Genomic DNA, 18,402 nt, shown 5'->3' on the forward strand with positions numbered 1-18,402 from the left:
TGGGAATCAATTCAAGACCATGGATGAGTCATGATTACACCGGCACAACAGACACTCTTTCTCCCCTTCGATCAGGACATTCTGGATATGCCCGAAGAGGGGCAATCCTTTCTTGCGTGTGGTCTTTCTGCGGATCGGCGTCTTGAGGACGAATTGAAACAGGCGCTGACCTTCCTGCAGCCCTGGCGCCCCGATTGGCTGGTGCTGGAAAAGGAGGGCTTCAAGACAGTTCCCAGATTGGGTGAGGAGAAGCGTTTTTCCGGCGGGCTACTGTTGCTCGGAAAACATCGCGGGCGCAATGAGGCGTGGTTTGCGGAGCTTCTGGCGCGTGTTGAGCCGGGTGGATGGATTGCCGTGTCAGGCGACAAGAAGCTCGGCATTGACAGTTTTCGAAAATGGGCCAGCAATATCGCCGAGATCAGCGACCGCATGTCGAAGAACCATGCCGTGGTGTTCTGGCTCAGACGACCAGTCGACCTCACCGATGAATTCATCGCGGCTCTGAAGCCGCTTGCGACCGATATTGACGATGTGTTCCGCACAGAACCCGGCATGTTCTCGCACGGTGTTATCGATAAGGGTTCGGCGCTGCTCGTGCCGCATATGGAAAAGATTGTTTTTGGTAACGTCGCCGATCTTGGCGCCGGTTGGGGCTATCTTGCGGCGCAATGCTTGAAGTTTGCAGATCGCATCAAGTCTATCGATCTCTATGAAGCCGATTATGAGGCGCTGGAAGCGGCGCGCGGCAATCTGGAGCGGCTTGGTGCATCAGTGCCGATCAGCTTCAACTGGTTCGATGTGACGAGTGAAAAGATGGCAGGCATCTACGACACCGTGATTATGAACCCACCGTTCCATGAGGGGCGGGTGACGGATGTTTCGCTTGGTCAGGCGTTCATTGCCGCTGCCGCGTCACGCCTGAAGCCGGGCGGGCGTCTGCTTATGGTCGCAAACCGGCAATTGCCTTATGAGACGACGCTCAAAGGACTGTTCAAGAATGTGACTCTTCTCGAAGAGGCGAACGGTTTCAAAATCTTCGATGCGAAGAAATAAATAAAAAGGCCGCCCAGAAGGCGGCCTTTTTACAAGATGGCTTGGCTTATTCACCGCGCTCCGCGTCAGAGCTTTTCAGCTCTTCAAGCGTCGGCATGGAGACGATGTTGTAGCCGGAATCCACATAATGGACTTCACCGGTGACACCGCTCGAGAGATCAGACAGAAGATAAACTGCCGATTTGCCGACATCATCGATGTCGACGGTACGGCGCAGCGGCGAGTTACGGCGCTGATAGCTGAAGATTGCGCGGGCGTCGCCAATACCGGCACCGGCAAGCGTACGCACCGGACCGGCCGAAATGGCGTTGACGCGGATGCCCTGCGGACCGTAATCGGCAGCAAGATAACGCACCATGGCTTCAAGCGCGGCTTTGGCAACGCCCATGACGTTATAGTTCGGGATGGTGCGCGTGGAACCGCCATAGGTCAGCGTCAGGATCGAGCCGCCGTCCTTCATGAGTTTTTCAGCGCGCTGTGCCATTTCCGTGAAGGAGTAGGCGGAAATCACCATTGTGCGGCTGAAATTTTCGCGCGTGGTGACGTCTGCGTAGCGACCCTTCAGTTCGGTCTTGTCGGAGAAGCCGATGGCGTGAACGATGAAATCGAGCTTGCCCCACTTCTTTTCGACTTCGGCAAAGACCGCATCGACCGACTCGATATCTTCAACATCGCAAGGCAGTACGAAATCAGAGCCGACCTGTTCGGCCAGCGGCTTTACGCGCTTGCCGAGTGCATCACCTTGATAGGTGAAGGCCAGTTCAGCGCCCTGTGCTGCGAGTTGCTTTGAAATTCCCCAAGCGAGTGAGTGATTATTCGCGACCCCCATGATGAGGCCGCGTTTGCCTTTCATCAAACCTTCCATATTTTCCCTCTCCCTCAGCCCTGGTAACGCTGGAAAACCAGCGTCGCATTGGTGCCGCCAAATCCGAAGGAGTTGGAGAGCACGGTATTGAGCTGAGCGTTGTCAATGCGCTTGCGAACGATAGGCATGTCCGCGAAGGCAGGGTCCAGTTCTTCGATATGTGCGCTTTCGCAAATGAAATTGTTGTGCATCATCAAAAGCGAGTAGATCGCTTCCTGCACACCGGTTGCACCGAGCGAGTGGCCGGTCAGCGACTTGGTCGCAGCAATCGGCGGGCAGGCGTCGCCTGAGCCGAAGACCTGACGGATCGCATCGATTTCCGGGGCGTCGCCAGCTGGCGTCGAGGTGGCGTGTGGATTGATATAGTCGATTTTGCCCTTGACGGTCGAAAGGGCCATCTTCATGCAGCGGATTGCGCCTTCGCCGGATGGGGCGACCATGTCGTAACCGTCAGACGTCGCGCCATAGCCGACGATTTCGCCGTAAATCTTGGCGCCGCGGGCCAGTGCGGTTTCGAGGTCTTCCAGCACCAGCACGCCAGCACCGCCAGCAATGACGAAGCCGTCGCGGTTCTTGTCATAGGCACGCGATGCAGTGGATGGCGTGTCGTTATACTTGCTCGACATGGCGCCCATGGCGTCGAACAGGACCGAAAGCGTCCAGTCGAGGTCTTCGCAGCCGCCTGCGAACATGCGGTCCTGCTTGCCATACTGGATCATTTCGAACGCATTGCCGATGCAATGGTTGGAAGTCGCGCAGGCCGAAGAAATCGAATAGTTGATGCCCTTGATCTTGAAGAAGGTCGCAAGCGTCGCGGAAGCCGTCGAGCTCATGGCTTTTGGCACGGCAAACGGGCCGACGCGCTTTGGGCCTTTTTCGCGGGTGATGTCGGCAGAATCGACAATGGTGCGGGTCGAAGGACCGCCGGAACCCATGATGATGCCGGTGCGGTCGTTGGAGACTTCCTCTTCGGAAAGCCCCGCATCCGCAATGGCCTGATCCATCGCAATATGGTTCCAGGCCGTGCCACGGCCATGGAAGCGCATCGCGCGACGATCGACCAGTGCTTCGACGTCGATATTCGGAGCGCCGTGCACCTGACAACGGAAGCCGAGCTCGGCATATTCCTCAGCGCGGGAGATGCCGGACTTTGCTTCACGCAGCGAAGCCGTGACCTCTTCGGTGTTGTTACCAATCGAGGATACGATCCCCATACCCGTTACGACCACACGCCGCATCGCGTTCTCCTTTACACCTGATCCGTGAGCGACGTGTCCATCATGCGGACTGCCGCCTGTTCGCGGTTACATAGGTGCGATCTTCGCATGTTTTGAGCGCGGCCGCATGAAAACTGTTCACTTTTTGCAGTCGCGCTCGTGGATGATGGTGATTGAGGCGCCTTACTGGCCCTCGCTGTCCTTCGACAGGCCGACGCGCAGGTCAGACGCCCGGTAGATGGTTTCGCCATCGGCTTTCAGCCAGCCGTCAGCCGTGCCGAGCACGAGGCGGCCACGCATGACGCGCTTGAAATCGATGCCATATTCGAGAAGCTTGGTATGCGGACGCACCATGCCCTTGAACTTCACTTCACCGGTGGAGAGAGCCATACCGCGACCCGGCTCGCCGAGCCAGCCGAGGAAGAAACCGGTCAGCTGCCACATGCCATCAAGACCGAGGCAGCCCGGCATGATCGGATTGCCCATGAAATGACACGGGAAATACCAGTCATCGGGGCGCACATCATACTCGGCGCGGATATAGCCCTTGTCGAACTCACCACCGGTTTCGGAAATATCGGTGATGCGATGGACCATCAGCATCGGAGGCAGGGGAAGCTGAGCATTGCCGGGGCCGAACATCTCGCCGCGTGCGCAGGCCAGGAGTTCTTCATACCCATAGCTTGATTTCTGTTCTGCCATTACGCCTCCCTTGAGGTTCATTCTGTATCGACCGGCAATCCGGCCCGGTTGTAGGTTTCACCGGAACATCCCTACCACAGACTGTTTCCGGCAGTAAAATCATGCATTGAGTTATTTGGGGGTTTATCCGAAAAACCGGCCAATTCCCAAGCCTATTGATACTTATTTCGCAACGGCATATATCAATGTCAGTATGCAATGGGCAACAGCCCGTTTGACGATTGATGATTTTGCAACAAGCTTGTGACGGAACCAACGGTGAATATGCAGTCTTCACATACCCACTCGACGGTCTCGATGGAAGAGCAGCTCCGCCGCGCGGGCCTGCGTCCGACGCGGCAGCGCGTTGCGCTTGCGAGCCTGATCTTCGCCCAGGGCGATCGCCATCTGTCTGCAGAAGACCTGCACGAAGAGGCCGTGATGGCCGACGTGCCGGTGTCTCTGGCGACGGTTTACAACACGCTGCACCAGTTCACGGAAGCCGGTATGCTGCGTATCATCGCGGTTGAGGGCTCGAAGACTTATTTCGATACGAATATCTCGGATCACCAGCATTTCTTCCTCGAAGGCGAAAATGTCGTGTTCGATATTCCACACGGCGAAAGAGGTCAGCCTACGGTTGCCAACATGCCGGATGCGCCGCATGGCATGGAAATCGTGAACGTGGATATTATCGTTCGCCTGCGCCGCAAGAGCCAGTAACGAGTGCTCCTTTTAGTTGGACATGAAAAGAAAGCGGCCATGGCCGCTTTTTTGTTGCCTATTGGACCGTATGGGGCTGAAAAGGGATAAAGTTCTGCACCCCCGGCTGAATCGCCTCCCAAGCTTCAGCCGTACACATTCCAAGGAGATATCATGCGTAAGCTACTTGTCGCCGCGACCATTCTCGCCGTGTTTACCGCTGGCAGCGCCTTTGCAAAGACCGTCCGGATCGGAGTGACGCCGGGGCCGCACGCTCAGATCATGGAGAAGGTGAAGGAAGTCGCCGAGAAGAACGGTCTTGAAATCGATATTCAGGAATTCTCGGATTATGTCATCCCGAACATGGCGCTAGCGGATGGCGCACTGGAAGCCAACTCCTTCCAGCATAAGCCCTATCTCGATAATCAGGTTGCCGATCGTGGCTTCGACATTGTGAGCGTTGCCGAGACGGTCAACTTTCCGATGGGGCTGTATTCAAAGAAGCTGAAGAATATTTCGGAGTTGGCCGACGGCGCGACAATTGCGATCCCCAATGATCCGACCAATGGTGGTCGCGCTTTGCTGGTTCTTGCTGAAAACGGCATCATAAAAATCGACCCGGCCAAGGGGCTGAAGGTCAGTGCCCTCGATATCGTTGAAAACCCGAAGAACCTCAAATTCGTTGAACTCGATGCGGCACAGCTTCCGCGTTCGATGGAAGACGTCGATGCGGCCGTCATCAACACCAACTATGCCATGGAAGCTGGCTTGAACCCGGCAACCGATCCGCTGGTGCGGGAAGGCGAGAAAGCGCCTTACATCAATATTCTCGTCGTTCGCACCGCCGATAAGGATGCCGACTGGGTGAAAACCCTGATCTCATCCTACCACAGCGATGAAGTGAAGGAATTCATCGCCACGACGTTCAAGGGATCGGTGGCGCCTGCCTGGTGATATTCCGAGGTGGAGGCGGGGCGATTTTTCGCCCCGCTCGCTTATCAGCCTTTCAGTTCCATCCGGATGTTGCGAAAGGGAAGGCCTTCATCGTCTTCCGATCGCTGACTGGTTATCTTGAAGCCGAGACGGCTGTAGAAACGACATGCCCGCTCATTGTCGGCATAAACTTCAAGCGATAGCTCGCCTTTCAATGCCAAGGCATGGCGGATCAGAATTCGCCCTGTTCCGCAGCCTTGAACGTCAGGATCGACAAACAGCCCACCGATAAAGCTATCCAGCAGGCCGATAAAGCCAATGGGCCTGTCATTGATCGTGGCAACCCATGTTTCTGCCTTCTCGAGATAGACGTCTTCGATGAGTTTGCGCTGGTCTTGAAGTCGATCTCCTCCGAGAAAGGAATGGGCCTCCAGGGAGGCGCGATACCAGATGGACGATAAGGATGGCTTATCCGATGCCCGATAGGCGCGGATTATCACGTCATGATTTTTCATGGTCTTCCAGAGTTTTGAATATGCACAACAGTTCCGCCGCACGGGCGGGTTCAAATCCGTTAGAACGGTCGCGATGAACGTCTGCGCATAAAACTCCTTTGAAACTCAATTCAGAGCGCACTTCGATCTGATTGAATGAGATCGACGCTCTGATCGCAATATCGGTTCGTGTCTGGCGAAGTCAAGCTTGCCCGGTTCTCTTATCCCACTCCGTGAGAGCGAAGTCAGTCGAAGACTTCGCCCGGATAAACACCCCACAGGTCCGATTGCTTGATCCAGCCGCGTACGCCGCCCATGTCCACCCGACACCATTGACCAGTGCATTCGCGTACGGTGCCGACTACACCCGGTTCGATTTCGGCAGCAAGTCCCGATGTGTCGGCGGCATCGCGGCGCATATTGATCATCGAACCCTGATTATTCTTGAGCCAGGGAGCTGTGATGGCAGTTCGCTTTCCGGAAAGCAGCGACTGGTAGACCCAGCCTTCCGTGCCGTCCGCATCGCGGATACGGCGCCAGTTGTCATATTCCTGGATGATCTCGACCGGCAGTCCCGCCTTCATGAAAAGCCATGAAACCGCATAGTCGCGCCCCGGTCCGATGCGCAGATTGACGCGTGCGGGTTTAAGGCTGACGAAACGTGGCACGGGAAGTCCGCTTGCGCCGACAGTTGTGCCCGCGGGCTCTGCGGCCCGTGCGGCATGCCTGTGTGAAGCGCCAAGCGGCGCCAGTATGAAAAAAAATGCCAGAAAGCCTAGCGTGGCTATCCAAAAGCGTTGCGAAAGTACTCTGTACAAACTGCGACCTCTCGCCGTCCTGTCACGACAGAACGGTAGTAGCTTCAGCAGTTTACGGGGGCTGCGAGGCGACGTTGCCGTCCTGTTTTCAGATCGCACATCTGTCTGTGTGGAACAGATCGAAAGCAATCTAATTGTTTGATTTTAAATGTATCTTTTCAGAAAATCGATGTGGACTTTCCAAGAGACACCTGAAGTTTCCGGTTTTTCTTTGTCTTTGCCGCTTCGCCTTGATAGAGATGTTCAGCCGAAGCAATATCCCATATTGCACCGCCTTGGTTAAGGAGGTCTCAACATGAAGCTTCGGTTAACGCATTTTCGGGAAAAGTGGGGGTCGGTTTTCCGCTGGAAATGTGCAGGAAATTTCTTGGAGCGTGCCCTGCCAGTTGGTTACAATACGGGCTGTTCCCGGGGCTTTGCTCAACGATGGGGTGGAGATGTCGAACAAGAAGAAACCGCTGGTCGTTCTTACGAGAAAACTGCCGGACCCAGTGGAAACCCGAATGCGGGAACTGTTTGATGCGCGTCTGAATATAGACGACCACCGCATGAATCAGCCGGAAATCATCGCTGCGATGAAAGAAGCCGACGTTCTGGTGCCTTGCATCACGGATGTGATTGATGCGGCTGCAATCGAACAGGCTGGTCCCAACCTCAAGCTCATCGCAAATTTCGGCAATGGCGTGGACAATATCGACGTCGCAGCCGCTGCAAAGCGCGGTATCACGGTCACCAATACACCGAATGTTCTCACCGAAGACACTGCCGACATGACCTTGGCGCTGCTCCTGTCGGTGCCAAGACGCCTGGTTGAAGGTGCCAATGTGCTGGGCGAGCGCCACGGACAATGGCCAGGCTGGTCTCCGACCTGGATGCTCGGACGGCGCATCTGGGGCAAGCGCCTCGGGATTGTCGGCATGGGACGCATCGGCACGGCTGTCGCCCGCCGCGCCAAGGCTTTCGGGCTTTCCATTCACTATCACAACCGCAAGCGCGTCAATCCTGAAGTCGAGGAAGAACTGGAAGCGACCTATTGGGATAGCCTCGACCAGATGCTGGCCCGGATGGATATCATCTCGGTCAACTGCCCTTCGACGCCTGCCACATTCCATCTGCTGTCCGCACGCCGCATCGCGCTGATGCAGCCGACTGCCTATATGGTCAACACAGCACGCGGCCAGATCATTGACGAGAATGCCCTGATCGAGCTGATCGAACAAGGCAAGCTTGCCGGGGCGGGGCTGGATGTTTTCGAGAACGAGCCGGCGGTCAATCCGCGACTGCTGGCGCTTGCCGAAAAGGGCAAGGTCGTCCTGTTGCCGCATATGGGATCGGCCACCATGGAAGGCCGCATCGATATGGGCGACAAAGTCATCATCAATATCAAGGCTTTTGTCGACGGGCACCGCCCGCCCGATCGCGTATTGCCGAACCGGGTTTAATTTTTCCGGCTCGCGGTCTTCGTTTCTTCGGCGTTTTTGCCGTCAATGAAACGAAGCACCGTATGCGCATAGAGACGCGGATTTTCGACCGGGACGCCGTGCCCGGCATCGGGCAGAATGATCAATTCAGCACCCGGTATCTGGCTGGCGATGAACTCCGTATGTTCGCGTGTGATGGCCGTGTCGCGGTCGCCGATCACAATCGCCGTGCGCACGCTGATGCCGGACAAGTCCTCGTCCGTGAAGTTCGGCTCGTTCGCCCACAGCGCGTGGATTTCCTTGTCGATGCTCTCATAGTGGCGCAGTTCCGGTATCGGTTTTCCTTCGGCGCGGGCCTCGGCATAACCGGTATTGCCGTCAGGCGTGACGTTTGCCGCCTGCGCAAACAGGCTTGTCAGCCGTTCAGGATAGCGCATGGCGATGTCGAGGCCGATAATGCCGCCATCGCTCCAGCCGACTAGATCGACCTTGTCGATGTGGAGAAAGTCGAGCAGCGCCACATAGTCGTCGGCCATCAGTCCATAGGTGATCGGATCATCGGTGCGGGTGGAGCGTCCCTGTCCGCGACTGTCGGCAACGATTACGGTGTGGTCGCGCGCAAGGATCGGAAGCTGTGCATCCCATACATGCTGGTCGGACAGGCCGCCAGGAATAAGCAGGATTGGCGAGCCTTCGCCGACGATCCGGTAATACATTTCTATGCCGTTGACTTCGGCAAAGGCGGCAGGCGACGCGGGAATGGTCATGCGTGCAATTCTCTCAGGTGAAACGGGGGATGGAAAAGACAAAACAAAGCCGATCAGCAAAGCGGCTATCGTCAATGTGGTCTTTCCCTTCATGGATCCCCGGTCTCATTTTCAGGGTCTGCGGATAAGCGTCGGCAGATCGTAGAGATAGGCAATGCGCTTGATGGCGTCCTGCAGCGGTTCCAGCGTGACGGTCATCGTATGACCGCTCGCATGGATCAGCATGTCAGGCGAGGCACAGATGGCGACATGGCCCTTCCAGAAGACCAGATCGCCGCGCTTCAAATTCGAATAGGTCGCATCGGGTTCGATGATTTCGCCGAGCGTATCCTGCTGCATGTCGGAATCGCGCAGAACCTTGCGGCCTGTCACCCACATGCACAATTGCACAAGGCCGGAGCAGTCGATGCCGAAGCCCGATGTGCCGCCCCACAGATAAGGCGTATGAAGAAGGGTTTCGGCGACCGCCACATAGTCGGCTGCATGTTCACCGGCTGGCGCAAGGTGGCTTGCGATCAGCGCCTCGCCGCTTTCCAGCAGTGCATATTTCGTACCGCGCGTTTCGGCTGCGCCGACGATGCGCACGCGAGAGCCGAGCGACAGTGCCTTGGTGTGCGGGAAACGCAGATCAGAGCCGGGATAGACGAAAGTACGCGGCACAATGACCAGATGTGTTTCGGCGCCAGCAGTCTGCTCCAGCGCGGCAGAGGAGACATAACCCGTATAGCCGTCGCGTTCTGCCTGGACCCACGACCAGCCGTCCATCTCCTCGAAGACACGAACGGGATCGCCGAAAATCATCTGTGTCTGCGGACCGCTATCCATACGCGGTTCGGCGCGCAGATCGACAACGGATGCGGAAACCTGCATTGGTGCTCCGGCGGTAAAACGCGCCGCTTCCACCTGACCGGTCAGCCGTTCGTCGGCGAGGTCGGGGCGATAAGCGTTGAGGCGGCGGTCGAGCATGGTCAAAGTGGTAACTCCCTGGCTTTGGCGATCACCAGATCGCCCAGTCTTTCAACATAAAGTGCACCGGCGACCGTCCTCTTTACTAGCACATTTCGCCGGTCTTTTTCATCACGATGCCGGGAGACGAGTTCAAGCGCGCCCATCGTGTCGAGCGCGCGGGTAATCACCGGCTTGGTGACATTCAGTTTTGCTGCAAGTCCCCGCACGGTATGCGGCGGGGGCTCCAGATAGATGGTCAGGAGAATGGCTGCCTGTCGCGTGGTGAGATCGGGCATCTCATCACGTACCTGTTCCAGCGACAGGGTTCTCAGCAATGTCAGCGCCTGCAACGGCTTCAGCTCAATTGGCATCCGGTTCCACCCAAATGGGGATTGTTTCGGAACCGTTTTATTCAATCCGTTTTCGGCGTTTCAGGCAAGTGGATTCAGCGCGCCGGGTAACGCTCCTTCAAAAGTTGGTAAAGAGCGCGAATGGCTTGCGCTTCGCCGCCGACCGGGGAAGCGGGTTTTTCGACCGGCACCCAACCGAAAATGTCGAAATGCGCCCATGCTTGAGCTTTTTCGACAAATTTGCTGAGGAAGAGCGCAGCCGTGACCGACCCGGCAAAGCCGTCGGTGGTGACATTGTTGATGTCGGCGATCCGTGAGGACAGTTTCTGCGCATAGGGCTTCCAGAGCGGCATGCGCCATAGCGGGTCTGCTGTGTCATCCGCGCTTTGCGCGATGGAAGAGGCAAGTCCGTCATCATACGTGTAGAATGGCGGCAGGTCGGGACCGAGCGCGACACGTGCCGCGCCCGTCAGTGTTGCCATGTCGATCAGGAGTGCAGGTTCTTCCTCGTCGGCAAGCGCAAGCGCGTCGGCAAGAACCAGTCGGCCTTCGGCATCGGTATTGCCGATTTCGACGGTTAAGCCCTTGCGGCTTTGCAACACGTCACCCGGACGGAAGGCATTACCGGCAATCGAATTCTCCACCGCCGGGATCAATACACGCAGCCGCACCGGCAGTTGCGCGTCCATGATCATGGAGGCGAGGCCCAGCACATTGGCGGCTCCGCCCATGTCCTTCTTCATCAGCAACATGCCGCTTGCCGGTTTGATGTCGAGGCCGCCGGTATCGAAACAGACGCCCTTGCCAACCAGCGTGATTTTCGGGTCGCTTGCCTTGCCCCAGCTAAGATCGATCAGGCGTGGCGCAATAGCGCCAGCACGACCGACCGCATGGATCATCGGAAAATTCTTCTCCAGAAGCGCATCGCCTTCAGTAACGGCAATATCGGCTTTGTACTTGGACGCCAGTTCACGGGCCGCATTTTCGAGAGCATCTGGTCCCATATCGTTGGTCGGCGTGTTGATGAGATCGCGGACCAGTATAACCGCCGCGGCGATGCGGCGGATTTCCGCTTCGTCCACGCCATCGGGCAGAGCGAGGCGGATCGCCTTGCCATCATTGGCCTTGCGATAACGCGTAAAACTATAAGCGCCCATCAGGAAGCCCAGAACGGCAAGTGCCGCCTCATCGACCGCGCCTTCGATATGCCAGTCTCCTTCCGGAAGGCTGCGCGCCAGCTTTCCGGCCAGAAGCTGCGACTGGCTGCCCTTTTCCTCGCTGCCTGTTCCGAAAAGCGCACCTGACACCGATCCGCCTGCGCCGGGGAGGACGAGCACTCGTCCGGCTTCGCCGTCAAACCCGTTGGCCCCAGCCCATGCAATTGCATCGGCGGGAAGACCGGCGGTTTCCAGTCCGCCTTTCGACGTAAACCAGATCGGGCGGCTTTGTTCGGATTTTTGGGAAAGAAGTTCGACAGACATGATGCTCTTTCTGACCAGTAAGCGATGTCCGGCAAAAGCGCTGGCATTTTGTCGGAAGTTCATAAAACAAACAGATACCGCGCCTCCCGAAAAGTGTGAAACGGTTTTCGGATAAGATGCGCGCTAAAACAAACAGATAGCGTGATTATTGCCGCGCGGAAACAGAAACCGCAATCGCTATATTAACCAATCATTAGGGTTAACAGATTATTGATTTAGCAGAAATTGGGCTTGAGGGTGAAAACCAGAGACTAAAGCATGTTGGATGCGCGACGCGCTTTAGCAGGAGAGGCGGGATGCTGAACATCGTTCGAAAAGACGTTATCGCAACACGTCTTGGTTTCGCCTGTATTCTTTTAGCATTGGTTATTTCCGGCTGCACATCCGTCGACCGGACCACGACCGGTTCGGTCCGCCGCGCGGCGACTGTCGCCACTTTCGATCACATGAACGACGCGCAGCTTGCTGCGATGGCCGGGCGGCTCGGCGCGCAATACGAGCGCAATCCGAAGGACCGTCAGACGGCGCTCAACTATGCCAATGTGCTGGCGCGCCTTGGCCGCAACGATCAGGCGCTGGCCGTCATGCGGGCACTCGCCATTGTCTATCCGAAAGATCAGGCTGTTCTTTCGGCTTATGGCAAGGCGCTTGCGGGTGCAGGCCAGTTTGAAGGCGCACTTGATGCCGTTCGCCGCGCACAGAACCCGGCCTATCCCGACTGGAAACTGGTTTCCGCAGAAGGCGCCATTCTCGACCAGATGGGCAGGAAGGAAGAAGCGCGCGCGACTTATCAGAAGGCGCTGCAGCTTCAGCCGAATGAACCGTCGATCATCTCCAATATGGGGATGTCCTATCTTCTGGCAGGCGATGCACGAACTGCCGAAACCTATTTCAAGCAGGCCGCTGCCGCTCCGGGCGCCGACAGCCGCGTGCGTCAGAACCTCGCGCTGTCAGTCGGTTTGCAAGGTCGCTTTCAGGAGGCGGAAGCGATTGCCGCGCGCGAGATTTCTCCGCAACAGGCTAAGGCCAATACGGATTATCTTCGTTCCATGCTGGCCCAGCAGAACTCCTGGAACATGCTCAAGGACAAGCCGAAGGGCTGAGGCCTCTCTTAGTTTTCGTCATGTCTGAATGAACGGCTGTCAGTTACCGCCAAACAATCCGCCCTGCGCCGAAATCTGGATGAAGGCCGGGCCGAGGATGACGATAAAAAGTACCGGCAGGAAGAAAACGATCATCGGCACGGTCAGCTTTGGCGGCAGGGCCGCAGCCTTCTTTTCGGCGTCCAGCAGACGTAAATCGCGGCTTTCCTGAGAAAGCGTGCGAAGCGCCTGCGACACCGGGGTGCCGTAACGCTCGGCTTGAATCAGTGCCTGCGTTACGGACTTCACCGGATCCAGCCCCGTGCGATTGGCGAGGTTTTCATAGGCCTGACGGCGCTCCGGCAGGAAGGAAAGCTCAGCATTGGTCAGCATCAGTTCTTCGGCAAGCTCGACGGATTGAATACCGATTTCATCGGCCACCCGGCGAAAGGCAGCTTCCGTGGACATGCCCGATTCGACGCAGATGAGCATCAGGTCGAGCGCGTCCGGCCACGCGCGACGGATGGATTGCTTGCGCTTGGTTGCCCTGTTGGAGACGTAAAGGTTCGGCGCATAGAAACCGGCATAGCCAGCGAAAATGCAGACGAGCAAACGAACGAAGAAGGTTTGATCGGCAAGCACACCGAGCATAAAAATGTAGATGGCGGCAATCAACATGGCGCCGAAAGGCAGCACAAAGCGCAGAAACAGAAAGATGTTGAGAGGGTTTTGCCCCCGGAAGCCTGCTTGTCTGAGCGAAGCGATCGTCTTTTCGTCGGCAAGCGCGCGCTTGAGATCAAGCCTTTCGACGAATTCGCGGATGCCCTGTTTCTGCTGATGCCGCAGGCTGTTGCGGCGGTCGCTTTCTGCTGCAAGACGGGCGCGCTCCCGTGAGCGAATGGCTTCGCGCTCGGTGGCGACCGATTTCATGCGTGATTTGAGCGCGCTGCCGCTCAGAACCGGCATGAGGATCGTTACTACAGTTGCAAAAACCGCAACCGTGATCAAAGCGCCGATGAGAAACTGCGGGTCGGTCAATTTTTGTGTGAGGAGAGAAAACATGTCCGGTGCCTCACATATCGAAATTGATCATATTTTTCATGATGAAGATGCCGGTCAGCATCAAAACGGCTGCAATGCCCAGGAGCATATGGCCGGTGGATGACGTGAAAAGCAGCGTCATATATTGCGGGCTCGTCAGATAGACGAGAACCATAACGATGAAAGGCAGCGCGCCGATGATCGCAGCCGAAGCCTTGGCTTCCATGGAAAGCGCATCGACCTTGGCCTTCATCTTCTTCCGGTCGCGCAGAACCTTTGAAAGATTATTGAGCGCTTCGGAAAGATTACCGCCTGCCTGCGCCTGTATCTGGATGACGATGGCGAAGAAGTTGGTTTCCGGGCAGGGCATGGAATCGGGCATCTTGCCGACCGCTTCAGGGATAGAAAGGCCGATCTGCTGTGCCTCGACCACCTTCTTGAACTCGCTCTTGACCGGTTCAACTGCCTCACTCGCAATAAGTCTCAGACCGTCATTAAGCGGCAGTCCCGCCCGGGTTGCGCGCACAATGACATCAAGCGCGTTGGGAAATTCTTCAAGGAATTTCTTCAGCCGACGTTTGCGCTTCTGCAGCACGAACCAGCGCGGCAAACCGAAAAAACCGGCAATTGCGATACCTGGCAGGAAAAGCAGCGGCGCGCCGAAAATCAGTGCAATGAATGTTGCGAGAAACGCTGCCACGCCGGAATAGATGTAGAATTTCTGCAACGTGAGGCTCAGCCCCGCCTGCGCCAGAAGAATGCGCAGGGGCGGATATTTCTGGTTCTTCTCGCGCTGCTTCTGCCGCGCTTCCAGATCCTTGATATTATCCTGCAACTGCTTGCGGCGCTTTTGGATGTCGGCGTTTCTGTCGCGTTCGCTACGCGTTATCGCCCGTTCTGAACCGCTGTTGCGCACGGTTTCAAAGCGCCGTGCTGCGTGGTCCTTCTTGCCGAGCTTTTCATAAAAGAGCGCATAGAACAAAGCCGCGCAGGCGACAACGGCGAGCACGATGAACATCACAATGCTGGCACCGGACCCTGTCATGTGTTTGCCCTTTCCATGCTGTCGAGCACAGAAGCAAGGCGGTTATCCTCATTATAATAGCGGGCGCGTTCCCAGAAGGCAGGTCGCCCGATGCCGGTCGAACTATGGTTGCCAAGAATACGGCCAGAGGCATCTTCTCCCTTGATATCGTAGAGAACGAGATCCTGAGTGGTGATGACGTCGCCTTCCAGCCCCACCACTTCGGTGATGTGGGTAATGCGGCGTGTGCCGTCGCGCAGACGTGCGGCCTGAATGATGATATCGACAGAACCGACGATGATCTCGCGCACGGTCTTTTGTGGCAGCACATAGCCGCCCATGGCGATCATGGCTTCCATACGGTTGAGGCATTCACGCGGACTGTTGGCATGGATCGTGCCCATCGAACCGTCGTGGCCGGTGTTCATGGCCTGCAAAAGATCGAACACTTCGGATCCGCGCACTTCACCGACAATAATGCGTTCGGGACGCATACGCAGACAGTTCTTAACCAGATCGCGCATGGTGACTTCGCCTTCGCCTTCCAGATTGGGAGGGCGGGTTTCCAGACGCACCACGTGCGGCTGCTGCAATTGCAGTTCAGCCGAATCTTCGCAGGTGATGATGCGTTCATGCGTGTCGATATAGCGTGTCAGACAGTTCAGAAGCGTGGTTTTGCCCGAACCGGTGCCGCCGGAAATAATGACATTGCAGCGCACCCGGCTGATGATCTGCAGCAGTTCCGCCCCGGCATTCGATATGGCGCCGAATCGCACCAGCTGGTCGAGTGTCAGCTTGTCCTTGCGGAACTTGCGGATGGTCAGGGTGGGGCCGTCGAGCGACAGCGGTGGCGCGATGACGTTGACGCGCGAGCCGTCGGGCAGGCGCGCATCGCAGATCGGGCTCGATTCGTCGACCCGGCGTCCGACCTGGCTCACGATACGCTGGCAGATGTTCAGAAGCTGCTGGTTATCGCGGAAACGAATGCCGGTTTCCTGCAGCAGACCGTCCACTTCGATATAGGTGCGGCGCGAACCGTTGACCATGATATCGGCGATGTCGTCGCGAGAAAGAAGCGGCTCCAGCGGGCCGTAGCCCAGAACATCGTTGCAGATATCATCGAGCAGTTCCTCCTGCTCGGCAATCGACATGACGAAGTTCTTGATGGCGATGATGTCGTTGACGATGTCGCGGATTTCCTCACGCGCGGCATCCGGCGCCATGCGGGAAAGCTGCGACAGGTCGATTGTGTCGATGAGTGCCGAGAAGACCTGCGATTTGGTGTCGTAATAGCTTTCGGTCTTCTCGCGCCCTTGCGTACCCGTCTGGGTATGGGATTTCGCCGGAGTACTTGGTACGGCTGCCTGCATGCGGGACTGTTGCACGACAGGCTGGGTCGGAGCAGGCATCGCAGCGGAACTGGCAGGTTTCGGCATAGCCGGTCGCGTTCCGCTTTCCGGCTTGTTTCCCGTATCGTTGCCTCTTCTGCCGAACATGATTTCCTGCCGTTACTTGGTCTTGCGTGCAAATTTGCCGAGAAGGCTCGAAATGCTGCTCTTCTTGCGCGGCTGCACATCCGCCCTGCCAGTCACGACATGCGCAATATGGCTGATGGCTTCGGCAATCGGACTTTCCGGATTGGTTTCTGCGATCATCCGGCCGTTGTTGGCTGCATTACCGAAAAGCTGCGGATCGAAGTCTATAGTCGCGACAGGGTCGATGCCGAGCGGCTCGGCAAAATCTGCGAGCGCAATTTCCGGCCGTTTGGGAATGCCCATCTGGTTGAGGACGAGATGCGGTTTCACATCGTTCGGTCGCAGTTGCGCCAGCGTGTCGAGAAGGTTCTTCGTGTTGCGCAGATTGGCGAGATCGGGCGTTGCAACGATCACGACCTCATCGGCGCGCATCAATGTGGTCCGCGTCCATCCGCTCCAGCCATGTGCCACATCCAGCACAATCAGCGGAGAATTGCGTTGGGCAACATCGATCATTTCGGCAAAGGCGTCTTCGCCGAAATCGAATGTCCGCTCCAGGCTCGAAGGTGCAGCGAGGATTGAAAGGTGATCGTCATATTGAACCAGCAACCGGTCGAGATAGACCTCATCGATCCGCTCAGGCGAGAAAACGGCATCGGCGATGCCGAGCGTCGGGTCCTGATCGAAATTGATGTTTGCTGTGCCAAAGGGCAGGTCCATGTCTGCCAGCACGACATCGTGCCGAAACAAGTCGGAGATCGACCAGGCGACATTGTGGGCGATTGTCGAAGCACCAACGCCACCTTTCGCACCGATAAAGGCGATGGAACGCCCCAGCGGTTCTGCACCGGGATCGAGAAAAATCGAGGAAACGATGGCCAGAATGTCTGCGAGCGAGACAGGCGCCACGATATATTCTGAAACGCCGCGCCGCAGCAATTCGCGATAAAGCCAGACCTCGTTGGAATGACCAATCACCATAACTTTTGAACCGGAATCGCATACCTCCGACAATTGCTGCAGTTCTTCAAGCAGCACATTGGGTTCGGACGCCGATTCGACAATGATCAGATTCGGCGTGGAGGCGGTCTGATAAAACTCGGTAGCCGCTGCAATACCGCCCATCATGACTTTCAGATGGGTTTTGGCCATGCGCCGGTCGCCGCCGGCGCGCTCTATTGGAATGGCGACGCTTTCGTTCACGCAGAACGCCTGGATCGAAATGCGTGGAATGGGGCGCACATTTTCGAGCATGATCGGCGCACGGCCCGTCTCGAGGCCTTGTTCTTCTTCCGCTGGTTCGAAAGCGAAGTTGCTCATGGCGCCCTCTTAATACTCGGCTTGCTTGCTGCGGGGTTCTTGCCAGTTGTCCGTCTGTGCCGGCGACATTTTCACGTAGCCCTGATCGCCGTTGAGACGTTCGGTCGTGCGGTCCGAATCGATTGGCGACATGACGCGTGGTCCCAGAAGATCGGCCGGATTGGCGACCTGAGCGGCAAGATTGTTCTGCGAGGCACAGCCAAAATTGGCGTAATGCTTGTTTTCAGGCGTGCTGGCGAGATCGTCCGGCCAGCGACCGCATGGCGTCGTGCCCGCGGTCATCGCATAATAGCTGATCCTGATGGGCGCTGCCGCTTCCGGGTTTTCAACGGGATAGTTTTCGATGGCGATATTGTTTGCCTTGATGCCGCCGCGCCGGAGCATAGCCGACACTTCGGTGCTTAACCGATAGGCCGCCGCCTGATTGGAGGTGCCTGAAGGCACCAGCACATAGAGCATGCCTGAGCCACCACGCCGGTAATTGGCGATGGCACCTTGAACGATGCCACGCTGCATTGGGCTCAGCTTCTGGTCGGCTTGTGCAACCGGAATATCGGTGACCTGCTCCCGCTCCGCAATCGTGATCGGATGATTGGTACGATAATCATCCGGCAAAGCGCCAACGGTTACGTGCTGGCGGTTCGCACAACCTGCCAGAAGGGCCAGTGACAGAGCGACAAGCGCTGGTCGGGTGGAAATCCTGCAAAAGCCTCTGACTGAATATGTCATG

The 18,402-nt window shown here is 57.0% G+C and carries 19 protein-coding genes; 5 read left to right on the forward strand and 14 right to left on the reverse strand.

The annotated features are described in order from the left end of the window. The first annotated feature begins 30 nt into the window (after positions 1-30). Complete coding sequence (locus CES86_RS12935) at positions 31-1,053, forward strand: class I SAM-dependent methyltransferase (RefSeq protein WP_094514569.1); 1,023 nt, start codon at positions 31-33, stop codon at positions 1,051-1,053. 46 nt (positions 1,054-1,099) lie between these two features. On the opposite strand, the gene fabI is transcribed toward CES86_RS12935, so the two are convergent. The 3 genes from fabI to fabA form a co-directional block, all read right to left on the reverse strand. Next, positions 1,100-1,918 (reverse strand): enoyl-ACP reductase FabI, encoded by an 819-nt coding sequence (gene fabI, locus CES86_RS12940; RefSeq protein ID WP_010657782.1) that lies wholly within the window; start codon positions 1,916-1,918, stop codon positions 1,100-1,102. A gap of 14 nt (positions 1,919-1,932) precedes the next feature. Further along, positions 1,933-3,156 carry a beta-ketoacyl-ACP synthase I gene (gene fabB / locus CES86_RS12945; RefSeq protein ID WP_012090986.1) on the reverse strand — a complete coding sequence of 408 codons (1,224 nt, stop codon included), beginning with the start codon at positions 3,154-3,156 and terminating at the stop codon, positions 1,933-1,935. Between the two features lie 162 nt (positions 3,157-3,318). Then, complete coding sequence (fabA, locus tag CES86_RS12950) at positions 3,319-3,837, reverse strand: 3-hydroxyacyl-[acyl-carrier-protein] dehydratase FabA (RefSeq protein ID WP_010657784.1); 519 nt, start codon at positions 3,835-3,837, stop codon at positions 3,319-3,321. Between the two features lie 264 nt (positions 3,838-4,101). Between fabA and irrA the strand changes: the two genes are divergently transcribed. Both irrA and CES86_RS12960 read left to right on the forward strand, forming a co-directional pair. After that, positions 4,102-4,539 carry an iron response transcriptional regulator IrrA gene (irrA, locus tag CES86_RS12955; protein ID WP_012090985.1) on the forward strand — a complete coding sequence of 146 codons (438 nt, stop codon included), beginning with the start codon at positions 4,102-4,104 and terminating at the stop codon, positions 4,537-4,539. A 153-nt stretch (positions 4,540-4,692) separates the two neighbouring features. Continuing rightward, complete coding sequence (locus tag CES86_RS12960; protein WP_012090984.1) at positions 4,693-5,472, forward strand: MetQ/NlpA family ABC transporter substrate-binding protein; 780 nt, start codon at positions 4,693-4,695, stop codon at positions 5,470-5,472. A gap of 44 nt (positions 5,473-5,516) precedes the next feature. Here the strand turns inward: CES86_RS12960 and CES86_RS12965 are convergent, their stop codons facing one another. Together CES86_RS12965 and CES86_RS12970 are read right to left on the reverse strand one after the other, a co-directional pair. Next, a complete protein-coding gene (locus CES86_RS12965; RefSeq protein WP_094514570.1) occupies positions 5,517-5,966 on the reverse strand; it encodes a GNAT family N-acetyltransferase in 450 nt (149 codons plus the stop codon). Positions 5,967-6,190: 224 nt separating this feature from the next. Further along, positions 6,191-6,763, reverse strand: coding sequence for an SH3 domain-containing protein (locus CES86_RS12970; RefSeq protein WP_012090982.1), 573 nt, complete (start codon positions 6,761-6,763; stop codon positions 6,191-6,193). A 437-nt stretch (positions 6,764-7,200) separates the two neighbouring features. Here CES86_RS12970 and CES86_RS12975 point away from each other — a divergent pair, with 437 nt between their 5' ends. Beyond that, complete coding sequence (locus tag CES86_RS12975) at positions 7,201-8,205, forward strand: 2-hydroxyacid dehydrogenase (protein WP_010657789.1); 1,005 nt, start codon at positions 7,201-7,203, stop codon at positions 8,203-8,205. Here CES86_RS12975 and CES86_RS12980 read toward each other — a convergent pair. The 4 genes from CES86_RS12980 to CES86_RS12995 all read right to left on the reverse strand — a co-directional run bounded on the left by CES86_RS12980 (position 8,202) and on the right by CES86_RS12995 (position 11,730). Beyond that, a complete protein-coding gene (locus CES86_RS12980; RefSeq protein WP_012090981.1) occupies positions 8,202-9,044 on the reverse strand; it encodes an alpha/beta fold hydrolase in 843 nt (280 codons plus the stop codon). The two genes, CES86_RS12975 and CES86_RS12980, sit on opposite strands and share 4 nt — an antisense overlap. Positions 9,045-9,062: 18 nt before the next feature. Beyond that, complete coding sequence (locus tag CES86_RS12985) at positions 9,063-9,917, reverse strand: C40 family peptidase (protein ID WP_181834085.1); 855 nt, start codon at positions 9,915-9,917, stop codon at positions 9,063-9,065. Between the two features lie 2 nt (positions 9,918-9,919). Next, a complete protein-coding gene (locus CES86_RS12990; protein WP_010657792.1) occupies positions 9,920-10,270 on the reverse strand; it encodes a MarR family transcriptional regulator in 351 nt (116 codons plus the stop codon). A gap of 74 nt (positions 10,271-10,344) precedes the next feature. Continuing rightward, positions 10,345-11,730: a leucyl aminopeptidase family protein gene (locus CES86_RS12995; protein ID WP_094514667.1), complete on the reverse strand. Its 1,386-nt coding sequence runs from the start codon at positions 11,728-11,730 to the stop codon at positions 10,345-10,347. A gap of 296 nt (positions 11,731-12,026) precedes the next feature. Between CES86_RS12995 and CES86_RS13000 the strand changes: the two genes are divergently transcribed. Further along, the gene (locus CES86_RS13000) at positions 12,027-12,833 is read left to right on the forward strand and encodes a tetratricopeptide repeat protein (protein WP_094514573.1); all 807 of its coding nucleotides are present in this window, start codon (positions 12,027-12,029) and stop codon (positions 12,831-12,833) included. Between the two features lie 39 nt (positions 12,834-12,872). Here CES86_RS13000 and CES86_RS13005 read toward each other — a convergent pair whose 3' ends face one another. From CES86_RS13005 to CES86_RS13025, 5 genes are read right to left on the reverse strand one after another with little or no spacing between them, the layout of a single operon-like run. Next, positions 12,873-13,874: a type II secretion system F family protein gene (locus CES86_RS13005; protein ID WP_012090977.1), complete on the reverse strand. Its 1,002-nt coding sequence runs from the start codon at positions 13,872-13,874 to the stop codon at positions 12,873-12,875. Between the two features lie 10 nt (positions 13,875-13,884). Continuing rightward, positions 13,885-14,898 carry a type II secretion system F family protein gene (locus tag CES86_RS13010; RefSeq protein ID WP_010657796.1) on the reverse strand — a complete coding sequence of 338 codons (1,014 nt, stop codon included), beginning with the start codon at positions 14,896-14,898 and terminating at the stop codon, positions 13,885-13,887. Next, positions 14,895-16,373, reverse strand: a complete 1,479-nt coding sequence (locus CES86_RS13015; protein ID WP_094514575.1) for a CpaF family protein — start codon at positions 16,371-16,373, stop codon at positions 14,895-14,897. The genes CES86_RS13010 and CES86_RS13015 overlap by 4 nt, the downstream gene beginning before the upstream one ends. Before the next feature lie 12 nt (positions 16,374-16,385). Further along, positions 16,386-17,672: an AAA family ATPase gene (locus CES86_RS13020; protein WP_012090975.1), complete on the reverse strand. Its 1,287-nt coding sequence runs from the start codon at positions 17,670-17,672 to the stop codon at positions 16,386-16,388. A 9-nt stretch (positions 17,673-17,681) separates the two neighbouring features. Next, positions 17,682-18,401, reverse strand: a complete 720-nt coding sequence (locus tag CES86_RS13025; protein ID WP_012090974.1) for a CpaD family pilus assembly protein — start codon at positions 18,399-18,401, stop codon at positions 17,682-17,684. Position 18,402 lies beyond the last annotated feature (1 nt).

It is taken from the genome of Brucella lupini (genome assembly GCF_002252535.1).
Taxonomy (GTDB): domain Bacteria; phylum Pseudomonadota; class Alphaproteobacteria; order Rhizobiales; family Rhizobiaceae; genus Brucella; species Brucella anthropi.

What these genes read in the sequence shown, in the direction of transcription:
- CES86_RS12960 (WP_012090984.1), top strand. Translation starts at nt 4,693, where the DNA reads ATGCGTAAGCTACTTGTCGCCGCGACCATTCTCGCCGTGTTTACCGCT.
- CES86_RS12995 (WP_094514667.1), bottom strand. Translation starts at nt 11,730, where the DNA reads ATGTCTGTCGAACTTCTTTCCCAAAAATCCGAACAAAGCCGCCCGATC.
- CES86_RS12980 (WP_012090981.1), bottom strand. Translation starts at nt 9,044, where the DNA reads ATGAAGGGAAAGACCACATTGACGATAGCCGCTTTGCTGATCGGCTTT.
- fabA (WP_010657784.1), bottom strand. Translation starts at nt 3,837, where the DNA reads ATGGCAGAACAGAAATCAAGCTATGGGTATGAAGAACTCCTGGCCTGC.
- CES86_RS12975 (WP_010657789.1), top strand. Translation starts at nt 7,201, where the DNA reads ATGTCGAACAAGAAGAAACCGCTGGTCGTTCTTACGAGAAAACTGCCG.
- CES86_RS13020 (WP_012090975.1), bottom strand. Translation starts at nt 17,672, where the DNA reads ATGAGCAACTTCGCTTTCGAACCAGCGGAAGAAGAACAAGGCCTCGAG.
- CES86_RS13015 (WP_094514575.1), bottom strand. Translation starts at nt 16,373, where the DNA reads ATGTTCGGCAGAAGAGGCAACGATACGGGAAACAAGCCGGAAAGCGGA.
- CES86_RS12985 (WP_181834085.1), bottom strand. Translation starts at nt 9,917, where the DNA reads ATGCTCGACCGCCGCCTCAACGCTTATCGCCCCGACCTCGCCGACGAA.
- fabI (WP_010657782.1), bottom strand. Translation starts at nt 1,918, where the DNA reads ATGGAAGGTTTGATGAAAGGCAAACGCGGCCTCATCATGGGGGTCGCG.
- CES86_RS13010 (WP_010657796.1), bottom strand. Translation starts at nt 14,898, where the DNA reads ATGACAGGGTCCGGTGCCAGCATTGTGATGTTCATCGTGCTCGCCGTT.
- CES86_RS12990 (WP_010657792.1), bottom strand. Translation starts at nt 10,270, where the DNA reads ATGCCAATTGAGCTGAAGCCGTTGCAGGCGCTGACATTGCTGAGAACC.
- irrA (WP_012090985.1), top strand. Translation starts at nt 4,102, where the DNA reads ATGCAGTCTTCACATACCCACTCGACGGTCTCGATGGAAGAGCAGCTC.
- fabB (WP_012090986.1), bottom strand. Translation starts at nt 3,156, where the DNA reads ATGCGGCGTGTGGTCGTAACGGGTATGGGGATCGTATCCTCGATTGGT.
- CES86_RS12935 (WP_094514569.1), top strand. Translation starts at nt 31, where the DNA reads ATGATTACACCGGCACAACAGACACTCTTTCTCCCCTTCGATCAGGAC.
- CES86_RS13000 (WP_094514573.1), top strand. Translation starts at nt 12,027, where the DNA reads ATGCTGAACATCGTTCGAAAAGACGTTATCGCAACACGTCTTGGTTTC.
- CES86_RS12965 (WP_094514570.1), bottom strand. Translation starts at nt 5,966, where the DNA reads ATGAAAAATCATGACGTGATAATCCGCGCCTATCGGGCATCGGATAAG.
- CES86_RS13025 (WP_012090974.1), bottom strand. Translation starts at nt 18,401, where the DNA reads ATGACATATTCAGTCAGAGGCTTTTGCAGGATTTCCACCCGACCAGCG.
- CES86_RS13005 (WP_012090977.1), bottom strand. Translation starts at nt 13,874, where the DNA reads ATGTTTTCTCTCCTCACACAAAAATTGACCGACCCGCAGTTTCTCATC.